Below are 22,299 nucleotides of genomic sequence, written 5' to 3'. Positions count from 1 at the left end.
CAATGTGGCTACGCTGCGCTGACTGTTCCGACGGGAGGTTCGGATGGGTCGTCCAGGCACGCGGAGACTGGCGGTTCTGACGGTGGTGTCGGCCGCCGTGGTGACGGTGGGGGCCGCGGCGCCGCCCGCCCCGAAGGCGGGTGAGACGGCCGCCAAGACGCCGGTGGCCGTGGGCTACGGCGGGGCCGTCGCCAGCGTCGACAAGGACGCCACCGCCGCCGGCATCGAGGTCCTCAAGCACGGTGGCAACGCGGTGGACGCCGCCGTCGCCACCGCCGCCGCGCTCGGCGTCACCGAGCCCTACTCGTCCGGCGTCGGCGGGGGCGGCTACTTCGTCTACTACGACGCGAAGACCCGCACCGTCCACACCATCGACGGCCGCGAGACGGCACCGGGGTCCGCCGACTCCGGCCTGTTCCTGGAGAACGGCAAACCGCTCTCCTTCAACGACGCCGTCAGCAGCGGACTCAGCGTCGGCACCCCGGGCACGCCCGCCACCTGGCAGACGGCCCTCGACCGGTGGGGCACCCGCAAGCTCGGCAGCGTCCTGAAGCCGGCCGAACGGCTCGCCCGCGACGGCTTCACCGTGGACGACACCTTCCGCTCGCAGACCGCCGCCAACGAGACCCGGTTCCGCTACTTCCCGGACACCGCGAAGCTGTTCCTGCCCGGCGGGCAACTGCCCGCCGTCGGCTCGACCTTCAAGAACCCCGAACTCGCCCGCACCTACGAGGAGTTGGCGAAGAAGGGCATGGGGGCGATCTACCAGGGCGACATCGGCGACGACATCGTCGACACCGTCGAACACCCGCGCGTGGACCCGGCCTCCGGCTGGAAGGCCCGCCCCGGCAAGCTCGCCGAGAAGGACCTCGCCGTCTACCGGGCCAAGCTCCAGGCGCCCACCCGGACGTCGTACCGCGGCCTGAACGTGTACTCCATCGCCCCGTCCTCCTCGGGCGGCACCACGGTCGGCGAGGCGCTCAACATCCTGGAGAACTCCGACCTGTCGAAGATGAGCGAGGCGCAGTACCTGCACCACTTCATCGAGGCCAGCCGGATCGCCTTCGCCGACCGCGGCCGCTGGGTCGGCGACCCCGCCTTCGAGACCGTCCCCACCAGCCAGTTGCTGTCGCAGCGGTACGCCGACTCGCGGGCCTGCCTGATCAAGGACGACGCGGTCCTCACCAGCCCGCTCGCCCCCGGCGACCCGTACCACCCCAAGGCCTGCGACCGGGGCGGCACGGCGGCGCCGACGACGTACGAGGGCCAGAACACCACCCACCTCACGGTCGCCGACAAGTGGGGCGACGTCGTCTCGTACACCCTCACCATCGAGCAGACCGGCGGCAGCGCGATGACCGTGCCCGGCCGGGGCTTCCTGCTCAACAACGAGCTGACGGACTTCTCCTTCGCCCCGGCGAACCCGGCGGTGCCCGACCCGAACCTGCCCGGTCCGGGCAAGCGGCCGCGCTCCTCGATCTCCCCGACGATCGTCCTCGACCAGGCCAACCGGCCCGTGGTGGCGCTGGGTTCGCCCGGTGGCGCGACCATCGTCACCACCGTGCTGCAGACCCTGACCGAGTTCCTCGACCGGCGCCTGCCGCTGGTCGACGCCATCGCCGCGCCGCGCGCCAGCCAGCGCAACGCGGCCCAGACGGAACTCGAACCCGCCCTGTACGACAGCTCGTTGAGGCAGCAGCTGGAGGCCATCGGCCACCACTTCAGCCTCAACCCGGAGATCGGCGCCGCGACCGGAGTGCAGCGGCTGCCGGACGGCAGGTGGCTGGCCGCGGCCGAGAAGGTACGACGCGGCGGCGGCTCGGCGATGGTGGTGGACCCCACGCCGTAGGCCCCGCGGGCACGACGTGCCGGGCGCCGGGGGCGGTTCGCCCCCGGCGCCCGTGCGCGAAGTCCTCACCCCATCGGGTCGGCGGGCGGGGCCTGCCGGTCCTGCGGGGCGGTCGCCGGCGGCTCGGGCGTGCGGAAGTCCAGCCGCCCGTCCGCGACGTCCACGGTGACCCGGCCGCCCTCGGCGATGGTGCCGTCCAGCAGCAGCCGCGACAGCCGGTTGTCCACCTCGCGCTGGATGGTGCGGCGCAACGGCCGGGCACCGTACTCCGGTTGATAGCCGCGCTCGGCGATCCAGTCGACCGCCGCGTCCGTGAACTCCACCGCGACGCCCTGGCCGTCCAGCAGCCGCCGGGTGCTCTCCAGCAACAGGTCGGTGATCTGCCGTAGTTGCTCGGTGGTGAGCTGCCGGAAGACCACGATCTCGTCGATGCGGTTGAGGAACTCGGGCCGGAAGTGCTCGCGCAGCGGCCGCAGGATCTGCTCGCGCCGCGCCTCCTCGTCGGCCTCCGCGCCGCCCGGCCCGAAGCCGATCCCGGCACCGCGCCGGGTGATCGCCTCGGAGCCGAGGTTGCTCGTCATCACGATGACGGTGTTGGTGAAGTCCACCGTGCGGCCCTGGGAGTCGGTGAGCCGGCCGTCGTCCAGCACCTGGAGCAGGATGTTGAAGACGTCCGGATGCGCCTTCTCCACCTCGTCCAGCAGGAGCAGCGAGTACGGGTGCCGGCGCACCACCTCGGTGAGCTGGCCGGCCTCCTCGTGGCCGACGTAGCCGGGCGGGGCACCGACCAGCCGGGAGACGGTGTGCCGCTCCTGGTACTCGCTCATGTCGAGGCGGACCATGCGGTCCTCGCTGCCGAACAGCGCCTCGGCGAGCGCGCGGGCCAGCTCGGTCTTGCCGACGCCGGTCGGCCCGAGGAAGAGGAAGCTGCCGATCGGGCGAGAGGGGCTGGCGAGCCCGGCGCGCGAGCGCAGCACCGCCTCGGCGACCACGGCGACGGCCTCCTCCTGGCCGACGACGCGCTGGTGCAGATGCTCCTCCAGACCGAGCAGCCGTTCCTTCTCCTCCTGGGTGAGCCGGCTGATCGGGATGCCGGTCTGCCGCGAGACCACCTCGGCGATGGACTCGGCGCTCACCTCCAGCTGGCCCTCGTCGGCCTGTCCGTCGCCGGTGGCCTCGGTGATCCGCCCCTTCAGCCCGGCGATCCGGTCGCGAAGCTGTTTGGCCTGCTCGTAGTCCTCGTCGGCGACCGCCTGGTCCTTGTCCCGGACCAGTTGGTCCACCTCGCGCTCCATCGCCCGCACGTCGGTGCCCTTGGTGCGGGCGCCGAGCCGGACCCGGGCGCCGGCCTGGTCGATCAGGTCGATCGCCTTGTCCGGCAGCCGCCGGTCGGTGAGATAGCGGTCGGACAGCTCCACGGCGGCGACGAGGGCCTCGTCGGAGTAGCGGACCTGGTGGTGGGCCTCGTACCGGTCGCGCAGCCCGCGCAGGATCTCGATGGTGTCCTGGACGGTCGGCTCGGGCACCAGGACCGGCTGGAAGCGGCGGGCGAGCGCCGCGTCCTTCTCGATCCGGCGGAACTCCTCCAGGGTGGTCGCGCCCACGATGTGCAGCTCGCCCCGCGCGAGGGCGGGCTTGAGGATGTTGCCCGCGTCCAGGGCGCCGCCCTCGCCGCCGGAGCCCGCGCCGACGACGGTGTGCAGCTCGTCGATGAACACGATCAGCCGGTCGGAGTTGGCGCGGATCTCCTCGACGATGTTGTTCAGGCGCTCCTCGAAGTCGCCCCGGTAGCGGGTGCCGGCCACCACGCCGGTCAGGTCGAGGGCGACCACCCGCCGTCCGGCCAGCTGGTCGGGCACGTCACCGTCGGCGATCCGCTGCGCGAGGCCCTCCACGATGGCCGTCTTGCCGACGCCCGCGTCACCGATCAGCACCGGGTTGTTCTTGCCGCGCCGGGACAGCACCTCGACGGTCTGCTCGATCTCGGTGTCGCGTCCGATCACCGGGTCGACCCGGCCCTCGCGGGCCAGGTCGGTCAGGTCACGGCCGTACTTGTCCAGGGTGGGCGTGCTGGTGGGCCGCTGCCGCTCCACGCGGACCTGGCCGGTGCCCTCCGGCGCCTCCGGCGGCAGCGCGCTCGCCGGGAACCGGGCCGCGTGCAGGATGTGCCCCGCCGCCGAGTCCGGGTTCGAGGCGAGCGCGCTGAGCACGTGCTCCGGGCCGATGTACCCCGCCCCGGTGGAGCGGGCCATGTCGTGCGCGTCCAGCAGGGCCCGCTTCACCGCGGGGGTCAGGGACAGCGAGGTCGGTGACGGCACCTCGCCCGGCGGGTGCGCGACCGGGCCCGCCCGGTCGTCGATCTCCGTCGCGAGCGAGTCCGGATCCGCCCCCGCCCGGGTCAGCAGGCTCCGCGTGGGCTCGGTGGCCACGGCCGCGCGCAGCAGATGCTGGGTGTCCAGGTCCCGGCTGCCGTGTTCGGCCGCGTACTGCGCCGCTCCTTTGACCAGCTCCCGCGCCGGCTGGCTGAGCAGCCGGCCGATGTCGATGTGCCGCGGGCCGGGCGCGCCGGTGCCACCGGCGGCGCCACTGAAGAAGCGGGCGAGGAATTCGCCGAAGGGGTCAGGAGGGTAGCCGTTGGTCATGGCGTTGCGTTCCTTCGCTGACGGGTGGCTCCGCCGGGTAACCGGGTTCGGGCTGCTCATGCCCACGATGGCATGAAGTGTGGGGGTGGGCATGTTCGCCGAAGGGGGCGGAGGGCGCGCTCGCGCGCGGCGGGGTGCGGGTGCGCGGTGACCGACCGCGCGGTTCCCCGCCCCCAGTCAGGCCGTCACTCGTGCCGTCAGGATCCGGGGGCCCTCCTCCGTGATCGCCACGGTGTGTTCCGCGTGGGCCGCGCGGGAGCCGTCGCTCGTGCGCAGGGTCCAGCCGTCGGGGGCCTCGTAGTAGTCGTCGCGACCGCCCCCGATCAGCATCGGCTCGATGGCGAGGACCAGGCCGGGGCGCAGCGGGAGGCCGCGGCCGGGGCGGCCCTCGTTGGGGACCCCGGGGTCCTCGTGCATCCGGCGGCCGATGCCGTGGCCGCCGAAGTCCTGCGGGATGCCGTAGCCCGCCGCGCGGCAGACCGTGCCGACGGCGTGGGCGATGTCGCCGACGCGGTTGCCCACGACGGCGGCCGCGATGCCGGCGGCCAGCGCCCGTTCGGCGGTGTCGATCAGCCGGAGGTCCGCGGGGCGCGGCCGGCCCACCACGAAGCTGATCGCCGAGTCGCCGGCCCAGCCGTCCAGTACGGCCCCGCAGTCGACGGAGAGCAGGTCGCCGTCGCGCAGCCGGTACCCGGTGGGGACGCCGTGCACGATCGCGTCGTTGACCGAGGCGCAGATCACCGCGGGGAAGGGGGTCGGGGCGAAGGAGGGCCGGTACCCGAGGAAGGGCGACGACGCCCCCGCCGCCCGCAGCACCTCCCGTGCCACCTCGTCCAGCTCCAGCAGCGAGACCCCGGGGCCCGCGGCCTTCCGTACGGCGCTCAGGGCCTGCCCGACGACCTGGCCGGCGGCATGCATCGCGTCGATCGACGCGTCCGTCTTCAGTTCCACCATGCCAATTACTATACCGGTATTTGAATTGGAGGTCTGGGTGGTGGGCGGTATTTGAATGGGGAAGGGCGGCGGGCACAATGGGCGCATGGTGCGCACCCCCCTCACCCCCGAAGAGCACGAACGCGGCGAGCGGCTCGGGCGGCTGCTGCGCGAGGCGCGCGGCGACCGCAGCATGGTGGAGGTCGCCGCCGAGGCGGGCGTCTCGGCCGAGACCCTGCGCAAGATCGAGACGGGCCGCGCCCCGACCCCGGCCTTCTTCACGGTGGCCGCACTGTCCCGGGTGCTCGGCCTGTCGATGGACGACCTGATCACCCACTGCACCCTGCTGCCGACCGCCTGACCTCGCAGACCCGAAGGCGCACGGGACGCGTGCTCATGGACGACGGCGGAGACCCGGGCCGGTGACGCGGGGCTCCGCTGATCTGCGGCCGAGCCAGGCGGGCACGGCCGACGGCGACGACTCGCCCCGGCTGCCGGCTCGGCTCTTGTCGTCGTTACGGCGCGTGGCGTGCCTGGCCGATGGCATGGGTGAGGTCCGGCGATGCGGTGGTCGGCCCCGCCGCCCCTTCAGGGCGCCCCGCCGCACGGCCGACGTCAGGGTGACCGTCGCGCCCCGGCTCACCCACTGGAGTGTGAATCGGGGTCGTCCCAGCGGGTTGATGGCGATGGTCTTGGCAAGGCGCCTCAGGAGGCTTACGTTCGTGCCTCTACGGTCGCTCTACGGGTGTAGAGGCTCTGACGTCGTGTCGAAGGAGCACCTCATGGCCAACGTCGTCCGCGCCGCGCTGGTCCAGGCCACCTGGACCGGCGACACCGGGTCCATGGTGGCGAAACACGAGGAGCACGCCCGTGAGGCGGCCCGGCGGGGCGCGCGGGTCATCGGGTTCCAGGAGGTGTTCAACGCCCCCTACTTCTGCCAGGTCCAGGACAAAGAACACTTCCGGTGGGCCGAGCCCGTGCCGGACGGGCCGACCGTGCGGCGGATGAGAGACCTCGCCCGGGAGACCGGCATGGTGATCGTCGCGCCCGTGTTCGAGATCGAGCAGCCGGGGTTCTACTACAACACCGCCGCCGTGATCGACGCCGACGGCACCTACCTGGGCAAGTACCGCAAGCACCACATCCCCCAGGTCGAGGGCTTCTGGGAGAAGTACTACTTCCGCCCCGGCAACCGCGGCTGGCCCGTCTTCGACACCGCCGCCGGCAGGGTCGGCGTCTACATCTGCTACGACCGCCACTTCCCGGAGGGCTGGCGGCAACTCGGCCTCCAGGGAGCCCAGTTGGTCTACAACCCCTCCGCCACCCACCGGAGCCTGTCCGCCCACCTGTGGCGGCTGGAGCAGCCCGCCGCGGCCGTCGCCAACGAGTACTTCGTCGCCGCCATCAACCGGGTGGGACAGGAGGAGTACGGGGACAACGACTTCTACGGAACGTCGTACTTCGTGGACCCCCGGGGCCGGTTCGTCGGCGACGTGGCGAGCGACCGGGCCGAGGAACTCCTCGTGCGGGACCTGGACTTCGGACTCATCGACGACGTACGGCAGCAGTGGGCCTTCTACCGCGACCGCCGTCCCGACGCCTACGAAGGGCTGGTGCAGCCGTGAGCGACCTCTACTCCCGCCACCGCAGGGTGATGCCCGACTGGCTCGCCCTCTACTACGACGACCCGATCGAGATCACCCACGGCGAAGGGCGCCACGTCTGGGACTCGGACGGCAACCGCTACCTGGACTTCTTCGGCGGCATCCTCACCACCATGACCGCGCACGCGCTGCCCGAGGTCACCAAGGCGGTCAGCGAACAGGCCGGGCGCATCCTGCACTCCTCGACCCTCTACCTCAACCGCCCGATGGTCGAACTCGCCGAGCGCATCGCCCACGTGAGCGGCATCCCCGACGCCCGCGTCTTCTTCACCACCTCCGGCACCGAGGCCAACGACACCGCCCTGCTGCTCGCCACCACGTACCGGCGCACCAACACCGTCCTGGCCATGCGCAACAGCTACCACGGCCGCTCCTTCTCCACCGTCGGCGTCACCGGCAACCGCGGCTGGTCCCCGACCTCCCTGTCCCCGCTCCAGACCCTGTACGTGCACGGCGGCGTCCGCACCCGGGGACCCTTCGCCCACCTGGACGACGCCGCCTTCATCGACGCCTGCGTCGCCGACCTGCGGGATATCCTCGGCCACACCCGGCCCCCGGCCGCGCTGATCGCCGAACCCATCCAGGGCGTCGGCGGGTTCACCTCCCCGCCCGACGGGCTGTACGCGGCGTTCCACGACGTGCTGAGGGAGCACGGCATCCTGTGGATCTCCGACGAGGTGCAGACCGGCTGGGGCCGCACCGGCGACCACTTCTGGGGCTGGCAGGCGCACGCCCGCAGCGGCCCGCCGGACATCGTCACCTTCGCCAAGGGCATCGGCAACGGTGCCTCCATCGGCGGTGTCATCGCCCGCGCCGAGATCATGAACTGCCTGGACGCCAACAGCATCTCCACCTTCGGCGGCACCCAGCTCACCATGGCCGCCGGCCTCGCCAACCTCACCTACCTCCTCGAACACGACCTCCAGGGCAACGCCCGCCGGGTCGGCGGCCTGCTCGGCGAGCGCCTTCGGTCCGTCGCCGCCCAACTGCCCGGCGTACGCGAGGTCCGCGGCCGGGGTCTGATGATCGGCATCGAACTGGCGAAGCCGGGCACCGACGAGGCCGACCCGCAGGCGGCCGCCGCCGTCCTGGAGGCGGCCCGGGCCGGCGGCCTGCTCATCGGCAAGGGCGGCGGTCACGACACCAGCGCCCTGCGCGTCGCCCCACCGCTGTCGCTGACCGTCGCGGAGGCCGAGGAGGGCGCCGGCATTCTGGAAGACGCGCTGAGGAGCGCGTACTCGTAACAAACACGCACTACACAAGGGGACACCTGGCACTGCCGAGCACCAAGGGGACACGGCCATGACCACCACCTACGAATCCCGCCTCGCCGCCCTGCCGGAACCCGCCCTCTCGGTGCGCCAGGTGCTGACGCTGGAGCGGGTGCTCGCCGGGGAGCCCGAGGTGGTGGCCGGCGCCGGCGGCCTCGACCGGCCCGTGCGCTGGGTGCACGTCGCCGAGGCCGCCGACGTGGGCGTGATGCTCACCGGCGGCGAGATGGTGCTCACCACCGGCGTGCTCCTCGCCGGCGACGAGAGCGGGCAGGCCGAGTACATCCAGTCCCTGCACCGCGCCGAGGCCGCCGCCGTGGTCCTCGGCCTCGGGCGGGCCTTTCCCACCCCGCCCGAGGTGATGCGCCGGGCCGCCGAACGCTGCGGGCTGCCCCTGGTCGTCCTGCACCGCCCCTTCCCCTTCGCCGAGCTGACCGAGGAGGTGCAGTCGCGGCTGGTGCGGCGCAAGTTCGCGGCCGTCAGCCTCTCGGAGGCGGTCCGCACCGACCTCACCGCGCTGATCACGGCCGGCGCCCCGCTCCAGCGGCTCCTCGACGAGGTCGCCCGGCACAGCGCCTGTCCCGTCGTCCTCACCAACCTCGCCCACCGCGTCCTCGCCACGGCGGGGGAGCGCTCCGCCGTGGACGACGTGCTGCGCGACTGGGAGCGCGTCGCCCGGCAGGCCGGCGGCGGCGCCCTCGACGCCTGGATCAGCGCCGAACTCGGCGGCCGCGGCGAACGCTGGGGCCGGCTGCTGCTGTGCGGCTACCGGGGCGAGGCGGCCACCGGGCGGCTGCTGGCCGACCGGGCCGCCGAGGCCCTGGTCCTGCACCGCATGCTCGGCGGCTCCGCGCTGACCTGGGAGGAACAGTCCGCGCAGAGCCTGCTCACCGACCTCGCCTCCGGCGTCGTCCCCGCCCGCCAACTGCTGCCCCGCGCCCGTGCCGCCGGGCTGCCGGTCAATCTGCGCACCTTCGTCCCGCTCGTCGTCCCCGACGCCGAACCGGCCGTGCTGGACCGGCTGTTGCGGGTGCTGGGCCTGTCCGGGCTCGTCGCCGAGCTGTCCGACGGGGTCACCGCCGTATTGCTCAGCCTCCCGCGCGACCGGCCCGCCGACGCGCTCACCACGCTGTTCGCGGCCCGGCTGCGCGAGGGCACCGGGCGGAGCACCGCGCTGGTCGCCGCCGCCGACCCGCGCACCGTCTGGGACGAGGTGCCCGCCGGGCTGCGCGAGGCCCGCCATGTCGCCGAGGCCGTCACCGGCTCCTCCGCGGCCCTCGGCCTGCCCGCCGTCGTACGGCTGAAGGACGTCCATCTGCGGGGCCTGATAAGGCTGTTGCGGGAGAATCCGGACGTGCAGTCGTTCGCGGAACGGGAGTTGGACGGGCTGCTGCGGGCGCCCGAGCCCGAGCTGCTCGGTGTGCTGCGCACCTATCTGGCCACCGGCCGCAACAAGTCCCGCACCGCCCGGCTCCACCATGTCTCCCGCCCCGCGCTCTACCGCCGCCTGGAGGCCATACAGGGCCGCCTCGGCGTCGACCTGGACGACTTCGAACAGGCGGCCTCCGTGCACATCGCGCTCCTCGCGCACGATGCGCAACAACGCTGAAACCTGTGATCACCTGGGAAAACGGCGGTGAAACATGGGCCCGCGCAGACATGACACGGTGGCACGCGAAGCCCCCGGGGACGTGACACGCTGCCCGTCGAAGAGGGCCCGTCCGGTTCCTAGGCTCACCGCACACCCAGCTACCGGAGGTCCCGATGAGCCGAGTGATCCGTGCCGCCCTCTTCCAGACCGCCTGGACCGGCGACAAGGAATCCATGATCCAGGTCCACGAGCAGGCGGTCCGCGACGCGGCCGCACAGGGCGCCCAAGTCCTCTGCTTCCAGGAGCTGTTCTACGGCCCCTACTTCTGCCAGGTCCAGGACAAGGCGTTCTACGACTACGCCGAGCGGATCCCCGAGGGCCCGATCGTCCAGCGCTTCCAGTCCCTCGCCCGCGCCCTCGGCATCGTCCTGATCCTGCCGATGTACGAGGAGGAACAGCCGGGCGTCCTCTACAACACCGCCGCCGTGATCGACGCGGACGGCAGCTACCTGGGCAAGTACCGCAAGACCCACATCCCCCAAGTGCAGGGATTCTGGGAGAAGTTCTACTTCCGCCCCGGCAACAGCGGCTGGCCCGTCTTCGACACCGCCGTCGGCCGGATCGGCGTCTACATCTGCTACGACCGCCACTTCCCGGAGGGCTGGCGGGCGCTCGGCCTCGCGGGCGCCGAGATCGTCTTCAACCCCTCGGCGACCTCCCGCGGCCTGTCCAGGTACCTGTGGCAGCTGGAGCAGCCGGCGGCGGCCGCCGCCAACGAGTACTTCGTCGGCGCGATCAACCGGGTCGGCGTGGAGGAGCTGGGCGAGAACGACTTCTACGGCACGACCTACTTCGTGGACCCCGAGGCCCAGTTCGTCGGCGAGGTCGCGAGCGACAAGGAGACCGAACTGGTCGTCCGCGACCTGGACCTCGCCAAACTGCGCGAGGTCCGCGACCGCTGGCAGTTCTACCGGGACCGCGCTCCCGGCGCGTACGGCCCGCTGACGGCCCCGTAGGAACCGCGCCCGTGCGCGGCGCCCCGCGCGGGGCGCGGGGCCGGGCCTGATCCGCGGCCACCGCCGCGTGGGCGCGAGCGACCACGACGCCACCCGCAGCCGACCACGAGAGAGGACCCATGACCGGCCGAACCATCATCCGCGGTGGTCTCGTCATCACCGCATCCGACGAGATCCACGCCGACGTCCTCATCGAGGACGGCCGCATCGCCGCCCTCGCGGCCTCCGCGACCCCCGCCGCCGAGGCGCTCACCGCCGACCGCACCATCGACGCCACCGGGAAGTACGTCATCCCCGGCGGCGTCGACGGCCACACCCACATGGAGATGCCCTTCGGCGGCACCTACGCCTCCGACACCTTCGAGACCGGCACCCGCGCCGCCGCCTGGGGCGGCACGACCACCATCGTGGACTTCGCGATCCAGAGCGTCGGCCACACCCTGCGCGAGGGCCTGGACGCCTGGCACGAGAAGGCCGAGGGCAACTGCGCGATCGACTACGCCTTCCACATGATCGTCTCCGATGTGAACGACGAGACGCTCAAGGAGATGGACCTCCTCGTCGAGGAAGGCGTGACCTCCTTCAAGCAGTTCATGGCCTACCCCGGGGTCTTCTACTCCGACGACGGCCAGATCCTGCGCGCCATGCAGCGCGCCGCCGAGAACGGCGGGCTGATCATGATGCACGCCGAGAACGGCATCGCCATCGACGTCCTGGTCGAACAGGCCCTCGCCCGCGGCGAGCGGGACCCGCGCTACCACGGCGAGGTCCGCAAGGCGCTGCTGGAGGCCGAGGCCACCCACCGCGCCATCCGGCTCGCCCAGGTCGCGGGCGCGCCGCTGTACGTCGTGCACGTCTCGGCGACGGAGGCGGTCGCCGAGCTGACGCGGGCCCGCGACGACGGGCTCCATGTGTTCGGCGAGACCTGCCCGCAGTACCTGTTCCTGTCCACCGACAACCTCGCCGAGCCGGACTTCGAGGGCGCCAAGTACGTGTGCTCGACGCCCCTGCGGCCCAGGGAGCACCAGGCGGCGCTCTGGCGGGGCCTGCGCACCAACGACCTCCAGGTGGTCTCCACCGACCACTGCCCCTTCTGCTTCAGCGGCCAGAAGGAGCTGGGACGCGGCGACTTCTCCAAGATCCCCAACGGGCTGCCGGGGGTGGAGAACCGGATGGACCTCCTCCACCAGGCCGTCGTCGAGGGGCACATCTCCCGCCGCCGCTGGATCGAGATCGCCTGCGCCACCCCGGCGCGGATGTTCGGCCTCTACCCGAAGAAGGGCACCATCGCCCCGGGCGCCGACGCCGACGTGGTGATCTACGACCCGCGGGCCGAGCAGGTGATCTCCGCCGAGACGCACCACATGAACGTCGACTACTCGGCGTACGAGGGCAAGCGGATCACCGGCCGGGTGGAGACGGTCCTCTCACGCGGCGAGACCGTCATCGACCGGCGGGAGTACACCGGGCACGCCGGACACGGCGTCTACACCCCCCGCTCCATCTGCCAGTACCTCGACTAGGAGCAGTGCCCATGGACTTCGGACTCGTCCTGCAGACCGACCCGCCGGCCTCCCGCGTCATCGACCTCATGCAACGGGCCGAACACAACGGCTTCCGTTACGGCTGGACCTTCGATTCCGCCGTGCTGTGGCAGGAGCCGTTCGTGATCTACAGCCAGATCCTCTCCCGTACGCAGAAGCTGACGGTCGGCCCGATGGTCACCAACCCGTCCACCCGCACCCCGGAGGTCACCGCCTCCACCTTCGCCACCCTCAACGACATGTTCGGCAACCGCACCGTGTGCGGCATCGGCCGCGGCGACTCCGCGATGCGCGTCGCGGGCCGCAAGCCCAACACCCTGGCGCGCATCAGCGGCGCCATGAAGGTGATCCGCGCCCTCGGCCGGGGCGACTCCGCCGACCTCGGCGGCGGCGCGGTCGTCAGGTTCCCCTGGGTGCGGCCCGGTGCCCGGCTCCCGGTGTGGATGGCCGCGTACGGGCCCAAGGCGCTGAAGATGACCGGCGAGGAGGCCGACGGGTTCATCCTCCAGCTCGCCGACCTGTACCTCACCGAGTACATGGTGAAGACCGTCAAGGACGCGGCCCGGGCGGCCGGCCGCGACCCCGCCGACGTCACCATCTGCGTGGCGGCCCCGGCGTACGTCACCGCCGACGACTCGCCCGAGGCCCTCGCGCACGCCCGCGACCAGTGCCGCTGGTTCGGCGGCATGGTCGGCAACCACGTCGCCGACCTGGTCGCCAAGTACGGCGAACACTCCGCCCAGATCCCGGCGGAACTCACCGACTACATCAAGGCCCGGCAGGGCTACGACTACGCCCACCACGGGCGCAGCGGCAACCCCGACACCGAGTTCGTGCCCGACGAGATCGTGGACCGCTTCTGCCTCGTCGGCCCGGCCGAGCGGCACGTCGAGAAACTGAACGCGCTGCGCGCCCTGGGCGTCGACCAGTTCGCGCTGTACGACATGCACGACGCGCAGGAGGCCACCATCGACGCCTACGGCACGCAGGTGATCGCGGCCGTCAACTCCTGACCGCGCGAAGCCTCTTCACTCTCTCACCCGGTCCCCTCGGGGGTCCCACCCCAACCCCCCACCCCTGGTCACCCCTCCCCGCCTCCCCGCGGGGAGGGGCTGCTGCCCGCAACGGCCTGCGCCGACCCACCTCGACTCCCGATTGGGGCCTGCCCATGACCGACACCGCTCCCACGCACATACCACCGTCGGCCCAAGTCACCCTCGCCGACGGCCGGGTGGAGATCGCCCCCGGCGCGCCGCAGCCCAGCGGCCGCTACGCCAACGAGGACCTGCTGCCGGTCCCGGCCGGGCGGCGCACGTGGACGACGTACAACTTCTCCGCGCTGTGGGTCGGCATGGCCCACAACACCGCCTCCTGGACGCTGGCCTCCGGCCTGATCGCCGTCGGCATGGACTGGAAACAGGCGGTGTTCACCATCGCCGTCGCCAACCTGGTCGTCCTGGTGCCGATGCTGCTGACCGGGCACGCCGGACCCAAGTACGGCATCCCCTTCCCGGTCTTCGCCCGCGCCTCCTTCGGGGTGCGCGGCGCCAACCTCCCCGCCGTCGTGCGGGCGTTGGTGGCCTGCGGCTGGTTCGGCATCCAGACCTGGATCGGCGGCGAGGCCATCTACTTCCTCGCCGGGAAACTGATCGGCGACGGCTGGTCGGGCGCGGCGCACGTCGCCGGCTACGCCTGGACCATGTGGCTCTCGTTCGCCCTCTTCTGGGTGCTCCAGGTCGCCATCATCCACCGGGGCATGGAGACCATCCGCCGCTTCGAGAACTGGGCCGCGCCGTTCGTGCTGGTCGGCGCGTTCGTGATGCTGTGGTGGATGGCGTCCAAGGCGGGCGGGGTCGGACCGCTGTTCGACCAGCCGTCCCGGCTCGGCTGGGGCGGCGAGTTCTGGAAGCTGTTCTGGCCGTCCCTGATGGGCATGATCGGCTTCTGGTCCACGCTGTCCCTGAACATCCCGGACTTCACCCGCTACGGCCGCAGCCAGAAGGCCCAGACCCGGGGCCAGGCACTCGGCCTGCCCACCACGATGACCCTCTTCGCCCTCCTCTCCGTGCTGGTCACCTCCGGATCCCAGGCGGTCTACGGCAAGCCCGTCTGGGACCCGGTACAGCTGGCCGCGAAGACCGACAACGTGGTCGGCCTGCTCTACGCCCTGGTCACGGTCCTGGTGGCGACCCTCTCGGTGAACATCGCCGCCAACCTCGTCTCCCCGGCCTTCGACTTCTCCAACGTGGCGCCCAGCAGGGTGAGTTTCCGCACCGGCGCGCTCATCACCGCGGTCCTCGCGGTGCTGATCTGCCCGTGGAAGCTGTACTCCGACCCGCAGGGCTACATCTTCACCTGGCTCGGCCTGGTCGGCGGACTGCTCGGCACCGTCGCGGGCATCCTCGTCGCCGACTACTGGATCGTGCGCCGCACCCGGCTCGTCCTCGCCGACCTGTACCGCACCGGCGGCCGCTACTGGTACGCGGGCGGCTGGAACTGGCGGGCGGTCCTCGCCTTCCTCGCCGGCGGCGTCCTCGCGATCGGCGGCGCGAGCCTCAAACCGCTCTACGACGGCCGGCCGGTCCCGGCCCTCGCGCCGCTCGCGGACTACGGCTGGGCGGTCGGCCTGGGCACCTCGCTGGTGCTCTACCTGGTGCTGACCCTGCTCACGGGCGGCCGGGAGCGGGCCACGGCCTGAGCCGTCCCCCGGGGGCGGGCGGGCCGATCAGCCGGATCCGGACCCGGATCCGGACTGCCCGCCCCCGAGCGCCCCGACCGCGGCCCGCGCCGCCTTGATGGCGCCCTTGTTGATCTCGTCCGTCCCCGGCGCCTTCTTGGTGTCGAAGTCGCTGCCGCTGTACGTCACCACGACCAGGGCGTTGGAGACGCGCACCACCACCACGCCCTCGCGGGTCTGCTGCTTGTCCTCGGTGGAGAGGTCGACGACGGAGTACGCGCTGTCCCCGAGCCCCGGCACGGAGCCGCCGCCGTCCTTCTTGCCCACCTGCTGCCGGTACTCCTGCTCGGCCTCCTGCTCGGAGCCGCTGATCTCGTAGGAGACGTCGAGCCAGTGGTAGTCGTAGCCGTGCAGGGCGTTCCAGGAGCAGGTGCGGCGCAGTTCGGGATCGGTCGAGGGGATCTCCTTGCCGCCCGTCTTCGCCCCGGGTACCAGGGCCTTGACGGTCGAGGCGGGCACGGCGGAGCAGGGGGAGGACGCGCTGGCGTACTTCTTCGCCGCCGGGGCGGAGGCCGAGGGCGCGGCGGACGACGGGCCGGACGTGCTCGCCTCGGCCCGGTGCCCGGCGGACGTCCGCGGCGCGGCGGGACCGGAGGACAGCGCCCATCCGGCGCAGGCGAGGACCGCGACCGGGGTCAGCCGGGCGGTGAGGGCGAGCGGCAGAGGCAGAGAACGCACGGCGCACATCTCGTGGGGGAGGGGGGACGGGGACGACAGTGTCACACGGCTGTCCGTGCGGCGGAAGCGCGAACTCGCTGGGTGTCCACGCGGTCACGGGGGCACGGTCACGACGTACCGCTCCGCCCGCTTTTGCGTGGACCTTCTCGCGCGGGGCGGTGTCACCGGCCCGCGGGACGCGTCTCCAGCCAGCGGCGGGCGCCGACCTCGCTCGGGTACTCGCGCACCGTGAAGGCGGCGGCGCACCAGCCGACGGCCCAGGCCGCGAAGGCGGGCAGGACGGGCGCCGCGACCACCACGAGCAGCCGGCCGACGAGGGTCAGCCAGGTGGTCCGGCGCACCTCGTCCCGCTTGCCGGAGCGGAACTCCTCCGGGACCGGCGGGTCCTGGAGCTTCTCCCGGTGACCCCGGCGCTGCACCAGCCAGCCCCACACCAGCGCGACCACGGACGCGAGGGCCTGCGCCCAGTCCCACACCGTGCGTACGGCGGACGGCAGTTGCTCCCGGAAGCCGCTGTACAGTTCGAGCGCCGCGTAGCAGAAGAAGGCCAGCACGAGGAACCACAGCAGGGCACCGCTTGCGCGGCGCAGCCAGTAGCGCGGGCCGCGCGCGTACCAGGTGGTGCCGAGCCCCGGCAGGGCCGGGACGCGGACGGGGGCCGGGCCGGCCGGGGCGTCAGAAGAGGCTCTTGATGCCATGCCAGGCGTCCTTTCCGAGTCGCTTGAAGTCGTCCCCGGTCTTGGACAGTACGTGTCCCGAGCCCGTCAGGACACCGCCGACCACGCCGTGGTCGTGGATGTCCTCGCTCCAGTGCTCGTGGAAGGAGTGGTCGATGATGCCGGTCGCGCCGATCACCACCGCACCGCCGACCCCCGCCACCACCGCGACGGGCACGTCGAAGGGCGCGGCGGCCACCAGGCCCGCCGTGATGGCCGTACCGGCCGCGAGCCCCGCGATGTTGGCACCGCCGTCGACGGTGATCGACTTCTGCCACGACCAGCCCTTGTCGTGGTCGTCGGACGCCTCCAGGAGCCCGCACGCGCCGGCCGCCGCGACGTCCAGGACCGGGATCTCCTTCAGGAAGTCCGGGACCGCCTCCAGGCTCTTGCCCGCGCGCAGCAGATCCGCCGCGTCGGCCAGCTTCACGTTGAGGGCGCGGTCGTAGGGCAGCTTGGTGCTGCCGTTCTCCGCGCGCGCGATCGCGTCCTCCAGGTCGTCCACCTTGGTGAGCGCGTCCTTGTACGCGCTCTTGGCGGGCAGGTCCTTGGGCAGCGCCTTGCCCGCCTTCTGGTACGCCTTGCGCTCGGCGCGCAGCTCCTTCTTGGCGTCCTGCGCCGCCTGCTTGGCGTCGTCCAGCTTGGAGCGGGCCTTCTCGCCGCCGGCGCGGGCGTCCTCGGCGTCGTACGCGTACAGACCGCGCAGGTAGTCCGCGATGGTGACCTTGTCGCCGGTGGACACCGCGCTGTCCTTCGACGTCACCTGGTCGTACAGGTCCGACAACTGCTGCGCCGCCTCCAGCCGCGCGTGCTGGGCGGTGTGCAGGATCCGGTCGCGCGCCTTCCCGTACTCGTTCATCGCGGAGATGATCTTCTGGTCGTCCGCGCTCGGCGGGTTCGCCGTCATGATCGGCTGCGGCGCGCCCTTGGCGTCCGTGACCACGCCCTTGCGGGTCGCGGTGTGCTCCGCGTTCTGGAGGGACGTCTCGCACGTGGTCAGCGAGTCGGCGAGGGTGCCGAGGATGGTGCCCGCCTGGTGCACCAGCTCGGCGAAGCCGCCGGCCGTGATCTCGTCCTCGCTCCACTTGCCGCGGAACGTCTCGGCCGCCTCGCCCTTCCAGCTCGCGTCGCTCGCCAGCTTCTCGACCGCCGTGCTCAGCGGCTTGACCACGCCGTCGAGCTTCTCCTTGGCGTTCTTGTACGTGGTGGCCATGGTGTGCAGCCCGCCGATGTCGCCGCCGACCCAGCTGTCGCCCATCAGTCCAGACCCTCCGTCAGGTCCTCGAAGACGCCGTGGATGTCCACGTCGTGCCGGTGGAAGGAGTCGCGCGCGTACGCGGCCTTGTCGCCGTGGTCGTCCATGCGGTCGGCGAGCCCGGTGTGCAGGGCGATGATGAGGTCCGCGACCTCCTTGATCGCGGCGTCCAGCGCCGGGTCGCCGCCGCTGACGATGGCCGGGGACACGTCCGGGGCCAGCTTGCGGTAGTCGCCGGCCTGGTCGTGGAAGGCCTTGGCCAGCCCGGCGAGGTCGTCGTAGATGACCTTGAAGTCGGCCGTCACCGGCGTACCTCCTGTGCGAGGGCGGCCAGGTCCTCGGGCCGCCAGTTGGCTTCTCCGGGCGCGACGCGCGGGTCGAGCAGGACGGTGATGCCCCGCCCGTCCAGCTCCTCGGCCAGCGGGCCGAGCGAACTGGCCACCCACGGCTGCGCCTCGCCGAGCGCCGCCGCCAGCCTGGCCGGGGAGGAGAAGGCGAAGGCGACCGTGCCCTGGGTGGGGTGTTCGAAGAGTTCCACGACGATGAAGGGCACACGGGCCGGGCGGCCGTCGGTGCCGGTCCCGGCGACGGACCGCGGATGCGCGGGCACGCACACCGGCGTGTGGTACGGCGGCACACCCGGCCGGGGGCCCGGCCGGCCGTCGGCCGCCGGGGGCGGGGGAGGGGCGGACTCGGCGAGGTCCAGCAGCGCGGAGCGGCGCGGTCGCGGTCCCTGTCCGGGGGCGGCTTCCCCCGGTGGTTCCGGCACCGGCTCCACGAAATCGAGCAGGCGTGAACGTATCGGCGCCGTCACCGCCGTCACCTCTTCCCCGTGGTCGTGCATGGCCGATTCAGGCCCGACCACGGTAGCCAGCGGACGGCGGGGCAAATCCGGTATGTCGCGGCAGGTGACCTGGACATGCACCGAACCCATACGCGGGCTTGGCCGGGGCATGGGCATACCTTGACCCGTACCTGAATCGTGCCCGTCCGTGAGGAGACGGTCACGCGACGCCTATGGCACCCGGGCGGTCCACTCCTCGGTGGCGAACTTCGTGCGGACCAACTCCTCGGCGCGGGCCAGCTCTTGCGCCGTGACCTCGCCGGTGGTCAGCCCGTAGCGGCCGCGGAAGGAGGCGATCATGTTCTCGATCACCTGCTCCCGCGCGAGGCCCGTCTGCCGGCGGAGCGGGTCGACCCGCTTCTTGGCGCTCCTGGTCCCCTTGTCCGACAGCTTCTCGCGGCCGATGCGCAGCACCTCGGTCATCTTGTCGGCGTCGATGTCGTAGGACATCGTCACGTGGTGGAGGACGGCGCCGGGGCCGCCGTCCGGGCCGACCACGCGCTTCTGGGCGGCACCGGCGATCTTGCCGGCCTCGGTGGCGATGTCGTTCAGGGGCTGGTACCAGGCCTTGATGCCCATGTCGGCGAGGGCGCCCAGCACCCAGTCGTCGAGGTAGGCGTAGCTGTCCGCGAAGGAGAGGCCGGAGACCAGGGACTCCGGCACGGACAGGGAGTACGTGATCGTGCTCATGGGCTCGACGAACATGGCCCCGCCGCCGGAGACGCGGCGCACCACGGTCACCCCGTGCCTCGCGGCCCCTTCGGGGTCCACCTCGTTGCGCAGCGACTGGAAGCTGCCGATCACCACGGCGGGCGAGGCCCACTCCCACACCCGCAGCGTCGGGGCCCGCCGCCCGGCGGCCACCTCGGCGGTGATCACCTCGTCCAGCGCCATGTGCAGGGCCGGCGCCTGCGGCTCCCCGTGCACCAGTTGCCAGTCGTAGTCGCTCCACTCGGTCGCGCGGGCCAGGGCGCGCCGGACGGCGATGCCGACGCCCTCCGCCGTCAGCCCGAGCATCATGGTCGGCTCCGGCAGCGCCGCCGTGATCCGGGCGGCCAGCCCCGCGGCGTCCGTCGACGCGGGCGCACCCTCCAGGGCCGCGTTGATCGAGAAGATCGCTTCGTCCGGCTCCAGGAAGAAGTCCCCGGCGACGCGTACGTCGCGCAGCACGCCTTCCTCGACATCCAGATCCACGACGACCAGCTTGCCGCCGGGCACCTTGTACTCGCCATGCACGGCTTCGCCTCCTTTCACGCGGCTTTGACTCAGATTCTGCCCGAGACGCCTTGTCAGTGGCCGCTGGCACCATGCCGCGCATGAACACGGATCACATGGAGAAGAAGGCGCTGTCGGCGTTCCTCGCGGCGCAGCGAGCCAGCGTGCTGGCCATTGTCGACGGCCTCGGCACGCAAGCCCTGACCGCGTCGGTCCTGCCCTCCGGCTGGACCCCCCTCGGGCTCGTGGAACACCTCGGGTACGCGGAGCGGCACTGGTTCCAGGAGATCGTCACCGGGGCGGCCGAGCCGTTGGCCTGGCCCGACGACCATGCCCCGTTGACGACGCCGCGAACGCCCGAGATGGTGTTCGCCTTCTACGACGACCAGTGCCGGCGTTCCGACGCCGTGATCGCCCGTACGCCGCTGTCGGCAGCCCCGCGGGGCCGTCACCCCGGTCCGCTCGGGGACGAGATCACCGACCTGCGCGGGGTCGTGCTGCACATGATCGAGGAGACCGCGCGGCACGCCGGCCATCTGGATGTCGTCCGCGAACTCCTCGACGGGCGGACGGGACTCGGCCCGCGCTGAGTGCCGCCCCGGCGGCTCAGCCCGGCTGGTCCGTCGCGGCGAGCAACTGGCTCGCGCGACCGTCCGCCGCGGCGAAGGCGAGGTGGTCGTGGTAGTCGCGGGTCTCGACGATCAGGCCGTCCCTGACGCGCAGGACCTGGATGTTGGCGGTGCGGAAGGTGCGGCCGGTGGCGGGGTACAGGCCCGCGTAGGCGAACTCGGCGATCACCACCTCGGGATCGTCGGTCTCGTGGACGTGGACGTCCTCGGCGCGCAGGCGGACCGCGTCGGCGGCCGCCAGGGCGGCGAAGCGCTCGCGGAGTTCCGCCCGGCCGTGGACGCGGCGCGGGGGCACGGGCGAGAAGACGATCTCCACCTCGGCGTCCTCCGCGTAGAGCTCGGGCAGTTCGCTCCACTCGCCTGCCGAGATGAGGCCGATCAACCGCCCGAAGACCTCGCGCGGCGTAGCTGATGCGGACATGGCTGACCTCCGTGACCCGCGCCGCCTACAATCGGATAGGCGACTCCGGTTCACGACGATACGGATACGCGACTCCGTTTGTCCAGGCATGGTGAGGACCACGTGACGACAGATCAGACTCCCCCCGCCAAAGGCGCGAAGCCCCTGCGCGCCGACGCACGGCGAAACCGCGCGCGGCTGCTGGAGGTCGCCGAGACGGTCTTCGCCGAGCGGGGTACCGGCGCGTCGACCGAGGAGATCGCCCGGGAGGCGAAGGTCGGCATCGCCACCGTGTTCCGGCATTTCCCCACCAAGGAAGCCCTGCTCGAAGCGGTGCTCGTCCGGCGACTGGAGCGGATGGCCGAGGAGGGGCGGCGCCTGCTGGCGGAGGCCGGGCCGGCGCACGCCCTCTTCGCGTTCTTCGACCTGGTGCTGGACCAGTCCCCGGTCAAGAACGCCTTCGCCGCGGCGCTCGCGGACGCGGGAGTCGATGTGCGGGCCGCCACCTCCGAGGCCGGGCGCGCCCTGCGGGAGGTGCTCACCGAACTCCTCGACGGCGCCCAGCGGGCCGGTGTGGTGCGACGGGACCTGGAGGTACCGGAGCTGACGGCGATCCTGGTGGGCACCTGCCGCATGCTGGAGCACCTGGACGGCCATCCCGAGTCCGCGCGGCGCGCCCGCGCGGTCGTCCGCGACGGCCTGAGAAGCGGACAGCCCCCGCTCCCGGCGGTCTGAAACCGTCGTACCAGGTGAACGTGCCGGTGGCGGCCTGACCGCTGGTGGCGAGAGCCGTCACCAGCAGGGCGGCCGTCATCCGAGCCAGGTTCCGTCGCGCATGACGACTCTTCCGCGCAGTTCCGGCACCCCGCGCCAGGCGCGCACGGTCCTCGGGACCACGCGTACGTACACGAAGGAACCCTCTTCCGCGCGCGGATCCCACCCGAACTTTCCGGCGAACGCCTCCGCCGCGCCCGCGGGCACCTCCCGGTCCGGGAAGCACTCCGCCTCACCCTGGAGGAGCACCACGTCGGTGGTGTCCGGCAGCGCCAGGCGCACGCGCGGCTCTTCGCGGACGTTGCGCACGGTCGCGGACGCGGCGTCGGTGCACATCCACACCGCTCGGCCGTCCCACGAGAACCACAGCGGCACCTGGTGCGGCCCGTGATCAGGGTGAGCCGTCGACACCCATACGTCCCGCTCGGTGACGAGCCGCTCCAGCGTGTCGCGCATCCGCTCCGCCGTCCGGCGGCGAACGGTTCCCGTGGTCTCCATGAGGGCCGACCCTAGCCAGCGGGCGCCCGGCGCGCCTGGGGCG

At 72.2% G+C, this 22,299-nt stretch carries 21 protein-coding genes; 11 read left to right on the top strand and 10 right to left on the bottom strand.

Features of this window, described 5'->3' with window-relative positions; genetic code table 11:
• The first annotated feature begins 43 nt into the window (after positions 1-43).
• Positions 44-1,849 carry a gamma-glutamyltransferase gene (gene ggt, locus AB0927_RS24865; RefSeq protein ID WP_366669917.1) on the top strand — a complete coding sequence of 602 codons (1,806 nt, stop codon included), beginning with the start codon at positions 44-46 and terminating at the stop codon, positions 1,847-1,849.
• A 65-nt stretch (positions 1,850-1,914) separates the two neighbouring features.
• On the opposite strand, the gene AB0927_RS24860 is transcribed toward ggt, so the two are convergent.
• On the bottom strand, positions 1,915-4,491 hold the full coding sequence (locus AB0927_RS24860) for an ATP-dependent Clp protease ATP-binding subunit (protein ID WP_366669916.1): 2,577 nt from the start codon (positions 4,489-4,491) through the stop codon (positions 1,915-1,917).
• A 177-nt stretch (positions 4,492-4,668) separates the two neighbouring features.
• Positions 4,669-5,445, bottom strand: a complete 777-nt coding sequence (map, locus tag AB0927_RS24855) for a type I methionyl aminopeptidase (RefSeq protein WP_366669915.1) — start codon at positions 5,443-5,445, stop codon at positions 4,669-4,671.
• Between the two features lie 85 nt (positions 5,446-5,530).
• Between map and AB0927_RS24850 the strand changes: the two genes are divergently transcribed.
• The 8 genes from AB0927_RS24850 to AB0927_RS24815 all read left to right on the top strand — a co-directional run bounded on the left by AB0927_RS24850 (position 5,531) and on the right by AB0927_RS24815 (position 15,208).
• Positions 5,531-5,785, top strand: coding sequence for a helix-turn-helix transcriptional regulator (locus AB0927_RS24850; RefSeq protein ID WP_366669914.1), 255 nt, complete (start codon positions 5,531-5,533; stop codon positions 5,783-5,785).
• Positions 5,786-6,206: 421 nt separating this feature from the next.
• Positions 6,207-7,049, top strand: coding sequence for a nitrilase-related carbon-nitrogen hydrolase (locus tag AB0927_RS24845; protein ID WP_366669913.1), 843 nt, complete (start codon positions 6,207-6,209; stop codon positions 7,047-7,049).
• Positions 7,046-8,332 (top strand): aspartate aminotransferase family protein, encoded by a 1,287-nt coding sequence (locus tag AB0927_RS24840; RefSeq protein WP_366669912.1) that lies wholly within the window; start codon positions 7,046-7,048, stop codon positions 8,330-8,332. The genes AB0927_RS24845 and AB0927_RS24840 overlap by 4 nt, the downstream gene beginning before the upstream one ends.
• Positions 8,333-8,390: 58 nt before the next feature.
• A complete protein-coding gene (locus tag AB0927_RS24835; RefSeq protein ID WP_366669911.1) occupies positions 8,391-9,968 on the top strand; it encodes a PucR family transcriptional regulator in 1,578 nt (525 codons plus the stop codon).
• Between the two features lie 155 nt (positions 9,969-10,123).
• Positions 10,124-10,966, top strand: coding sequence for a nitrilase-related carbon-nitrogen hydrolase (locus AB0927_RS24830; RefSeq protein ID WP_366669910.1), 843 nt, complete (start codon positions 10,124-10,126; stop codon positions 10,964-10,966).
• A 119-nt stretch (positions 10,967-11,085) separates the two neighbouring features.
• Complete coding sequence (gene hydA / locus AB0927_RS24825) at positions 11,086-12,489, top strand: dihydropyrimidinase (protein WP_366669909.1); 1,404 nt, start codon at positions 11,086-11,088, stop codon at positions 12,487-12,489.
• 11 nt (positions 12,490-12,500) lie between these two features.
• On the top strand, positions 12,501-13,523 hold the full coding sequence (locus tag AB0927_RS24820) for a TIGR03842 family LLM class F420-dependent oxidoreductase (protein WP_366669908.1): 1,023 nt from the start codon (positions 12,501-12,503) through the stop codon (positions 13,521-13,523).
• 155 nt (positions 13,524-13,678) lie between these two features.
• Complete coding sequence (locus tag AB0927_RS24815; protein ID WP_366669907.1) at positions 13,679-15,208, top strand: NCS1 family nucleobase:cation symporter-1; 1,530 nt, start codon at positions 13,679-13,681, stop codon at positions 15,206-15,208.
• Between the two features lie 27 nt (positions 15,209-15,235).
• On the opposite strand, the gene AB0927_RS24810 is transcribed toward AB0927_RS24815, so the two are convergent.
• The 6 genes from AB0927_RS24810 to AB0927_RS24785 all read right to left on the bottom strand — a co-directional run bounded on the left by AB0927_RS24810 (position 15,236) and on the right by AB0927_RS24785 (position 19,976).
• Positions 15,236-15,925, bottom strand: coding sequence for a hypothetical protein (locus AB0927_RS24810; RefSeq protein ID WP_366669906.1), 690 nt, complete (start codon positions 15,923-15,925; stop codon positions 15,236-15,238).
• A 161-nt stretch (positions 15,926-16,086) separates the two neighbouring features.
• A complete protein-coding gene (locus AB0927_RS24805; protein WP_366669905.1) occupies positions 16,087-16,623 on the bottom strand; it encodes a hypothetical protein in 537 nt (178 codons plus the stop codon).
• Complete coding sequence (locus AB0927_RS24800; RefSeq protein WP_366669904.1) at positions 16,601-17,899, bottom strand: hypothetical protein; 1,299 nt, start codon at positions 17,897-17,899, stop codon at positions 16,601-16,603. Before AB0927_RS24800 ends, AB0927_RS24805 begins: the two co-directional genes overlap by 23 nt.
• Positions 17,899-18,201 (bottom strand): DUF6317 family protein, encoded by a 303-nt coding sequence (locus tag AB0927_RS24795; RefSeq protein ID WP_366669903.1) that lies wholly within the window; start codon positions 18,199-18,201, stop codon positions 17,899-17,901. Before AB0927_RS24795 ends, AB0927_RS24800 begins: the two co-directional genes overlap by 1 nt.
• On the bottom strand, positions 18,198-18,710 hold the full coding sequence (locus AB0927_RS24790) for an SAV_915 family protein (RefSeq protein ID WP_366669902.1): 513 nt from the start codon (positions 18,708-18,710) through the stop codon (positions 18,198-18,200). Before AB0927_RS24790 ends, AB0927_RS24795 begins: the two co-directional genes overlap by 4 nt.
• A gap of 201 nt (positions 18,711-18,911) precedes the next feature.
• Positions 18,912-19,976, bottom strand: coding sequence for a biotin/lipoate A/B protein ligase family protein (locus AB0927_RS24785; RefSeq protein ID WP_366669901.1), 1,065 nt, complete (start codon positions 19,974-19,976; stop codon positions 18,912-18,914).
• An 80-nt stretch (positions 19,977-20,056) separates the two neighbouring features.
• Here AB0927_RS24785 and AB0927_RS24780 point away from each other — a divergent pair, with 80 nt between their 5' ends.
• Positions 20,057-20,545, top strand: a complete 489-nt coding sequence (locus AB0927_RS24780) for a DinB family protein (RefSeq protein WP_366669900.1) — start codon at positions 20,057-20,059, stop codon at positions 20,543-20,545.
• Positions 20,546-20,561: 16 nt separating this feature from the next.
• Here AB0927_RS24780 and AB0927_RS24775 read toward each other — a convergent pair whose 3' ends face one another.
• On the bottom strand, positions 20,562-21,005 hold the full coding sequence (locus tag AB0927_RS24775; protein WP_366669899.1) for a nuclear transport factor 2 family protein: 444 nt from the start codon (positions 21,003-21,005) through the stop codon (positions 20,562-20,564).
• Between the two features lie 102 nt (positions 21,006-21,107).
• Between AB0927_RS24775 and AB0927_RS24770 the strand changes: the two genes are divergently transcribed.
• On the top strand, positions 21,108-21,719 hold the full coding sequence (locus tag AB0927_RS24770; protein ID WP_366669898.1) for a helix-turn-helix domain-containing protein: 612 nt from the start codon (positions 21,108-21,110) through the stop codon (positions 21,717-21,719).
• A 75-nt stretch (positions 21,720-21,794) separates the two neighbouring features.
• On the opposite strand, the gene AB0927_RS24765 is transcribed toward AB0927_RS24770, so the two are convergent.
• On the bottom strand, positions 21,795-22,256 hold the full coding sequence (locus AB0927_RS24765; protein ID WP_366669897.1) for a pyridoxamine 5'-phosphate oxidase family protein: 462 nt from the start codon (positions 22,254-22,256) through the stop codon (positions 21,795-21,797).
• Between the last annotated feature and the right edge of the window lie 43 nt (positions 22,257-22,299).

Source organism: Streptomyces sp. NPDC048106, from assembly GCF_040706415.1.
Taxonomy (GTDB): Bacteria; Actinomycetota; Actinomycetes; order Streptomycetales; family Streptomycetaceae; genus Streptomyces.
Note: the sequence above shows the minus strand (reverse complement) of the source record. Positions and strands in the feature narration are given on the sequence as shown.

What these genes read in the sequence shown, in the direction of transcription:
- ggt (WP_366669917.1), top strand. Translation starts at nt 44, where the DNA reads ATGGGTCGTCCAGGCACGCGGAGACTGGCGGTTCTGACGGTGGTGTCG.
- AB0927_RS24860 (WP_366669916.1), bottom strand. Translation starts at nt 4,491, where the DNA reads ATGACCAACGGCTACCCTCCTGACCCCTTCGGCGAATTCCTCGCCCGC.
- map (WP_366669915.1), bottom strand. Translation starts at nt 5,445, where the DNA reads ATGGTGGAACTGAAGACGGACGCGTCGATCGACGCGATGCATGCCGCC.
- AB0927_RS24850 (WP_366669914.1), top strand. Translation starts at nt 5,531, where the DNA reads ATGGTGCGCACCCCCCTCACCCCCGAAGAGCACGAACGCGGCGAGCGG.
- AB0927_RS24845 (WP_366669913.1), top strand. Translation starts at nt 6,207, where the DNA reads ATGGCCAACGTCGTCCGCGCCGCGCTGGTCCAGGCCACCTGGACCGGC.
- AB0927_RS24835 (WP_366669911.1), top strand. Translation starts at nt 8,391, where the DNA reads ATGACCACCACCTACGAATCCCGCCTCGCCGCCCTGCCGGAACCCGCC.
- AB0927_RS24830 (WP_366669910.1), top strand. Translation starts at nt 10,124, where the DNA reads ATGAGCCGAGTGATCCGTGCCGCCCTCTTCCAGACCGCCTGGACCGGC.
- hydA (WP_366669909.1), top strand. Translation starts at nt 11,086, where the DNA reads ATGACCGGCCGAACCATCATCCGCGGTGGTCTCGTCATCACCGCATCC.
- AB0927_RS24820 (WP_366669908.1), top strand. Translation starts at nt 12,501, where the DNA reads ATGGACTTCGGACTCGTCCTGCAGACCGACCCGCCGGCCTCCCGCGTC.
- AB0927_RS24815 (WP_366669907.1), top strand. Translation starts at nt 13,679, where the DNA reads ATGACCGACACCGCTCCCACGCACATACCACCGTCGGCCCAAGTCACC.
- AB0927_RS24805 (WP_366669905.1), bottom strand. Translation starts at nt 16,623, where the DNA reads ATGGCATCAAGAGCCTCTTCTGACGCCCCGGCCGGCCCGGCCCCCGTC.
- AB0927_RS24800 (WP_366669904.1), bottom strand. Translation starts at nt 17,899, where the DNA reads ATGGGCGACAGCTGGGTCGGCGGCGACATCGGCGGGCTGCACACCATG.
- AB0927_RS24780 (WP_366669900.1), top strand. Translation starts at nt 20,057, where the DNA reads ATGAACACGGATCACATGGAGAAGAAGGCGCTGTCGGCGTTCCTCGCG.
- AB0927_RS24775 (WP_366669899.1), bottom strand. Translation starts at nt 21,005, where the DNA reads ATGTCCGCATCAGCTACGCCGCGCGAGGTCTTCGGGCGGTTGATCGGC.
- AB0927_RS24765 (WP_366669897.1), bottom strand. Translation starts at nt 22,256, where the DNA reads ATGGAGACCACGGGAACCGTTCGCCGCCGGACGGCGGAGCGGATGCGC.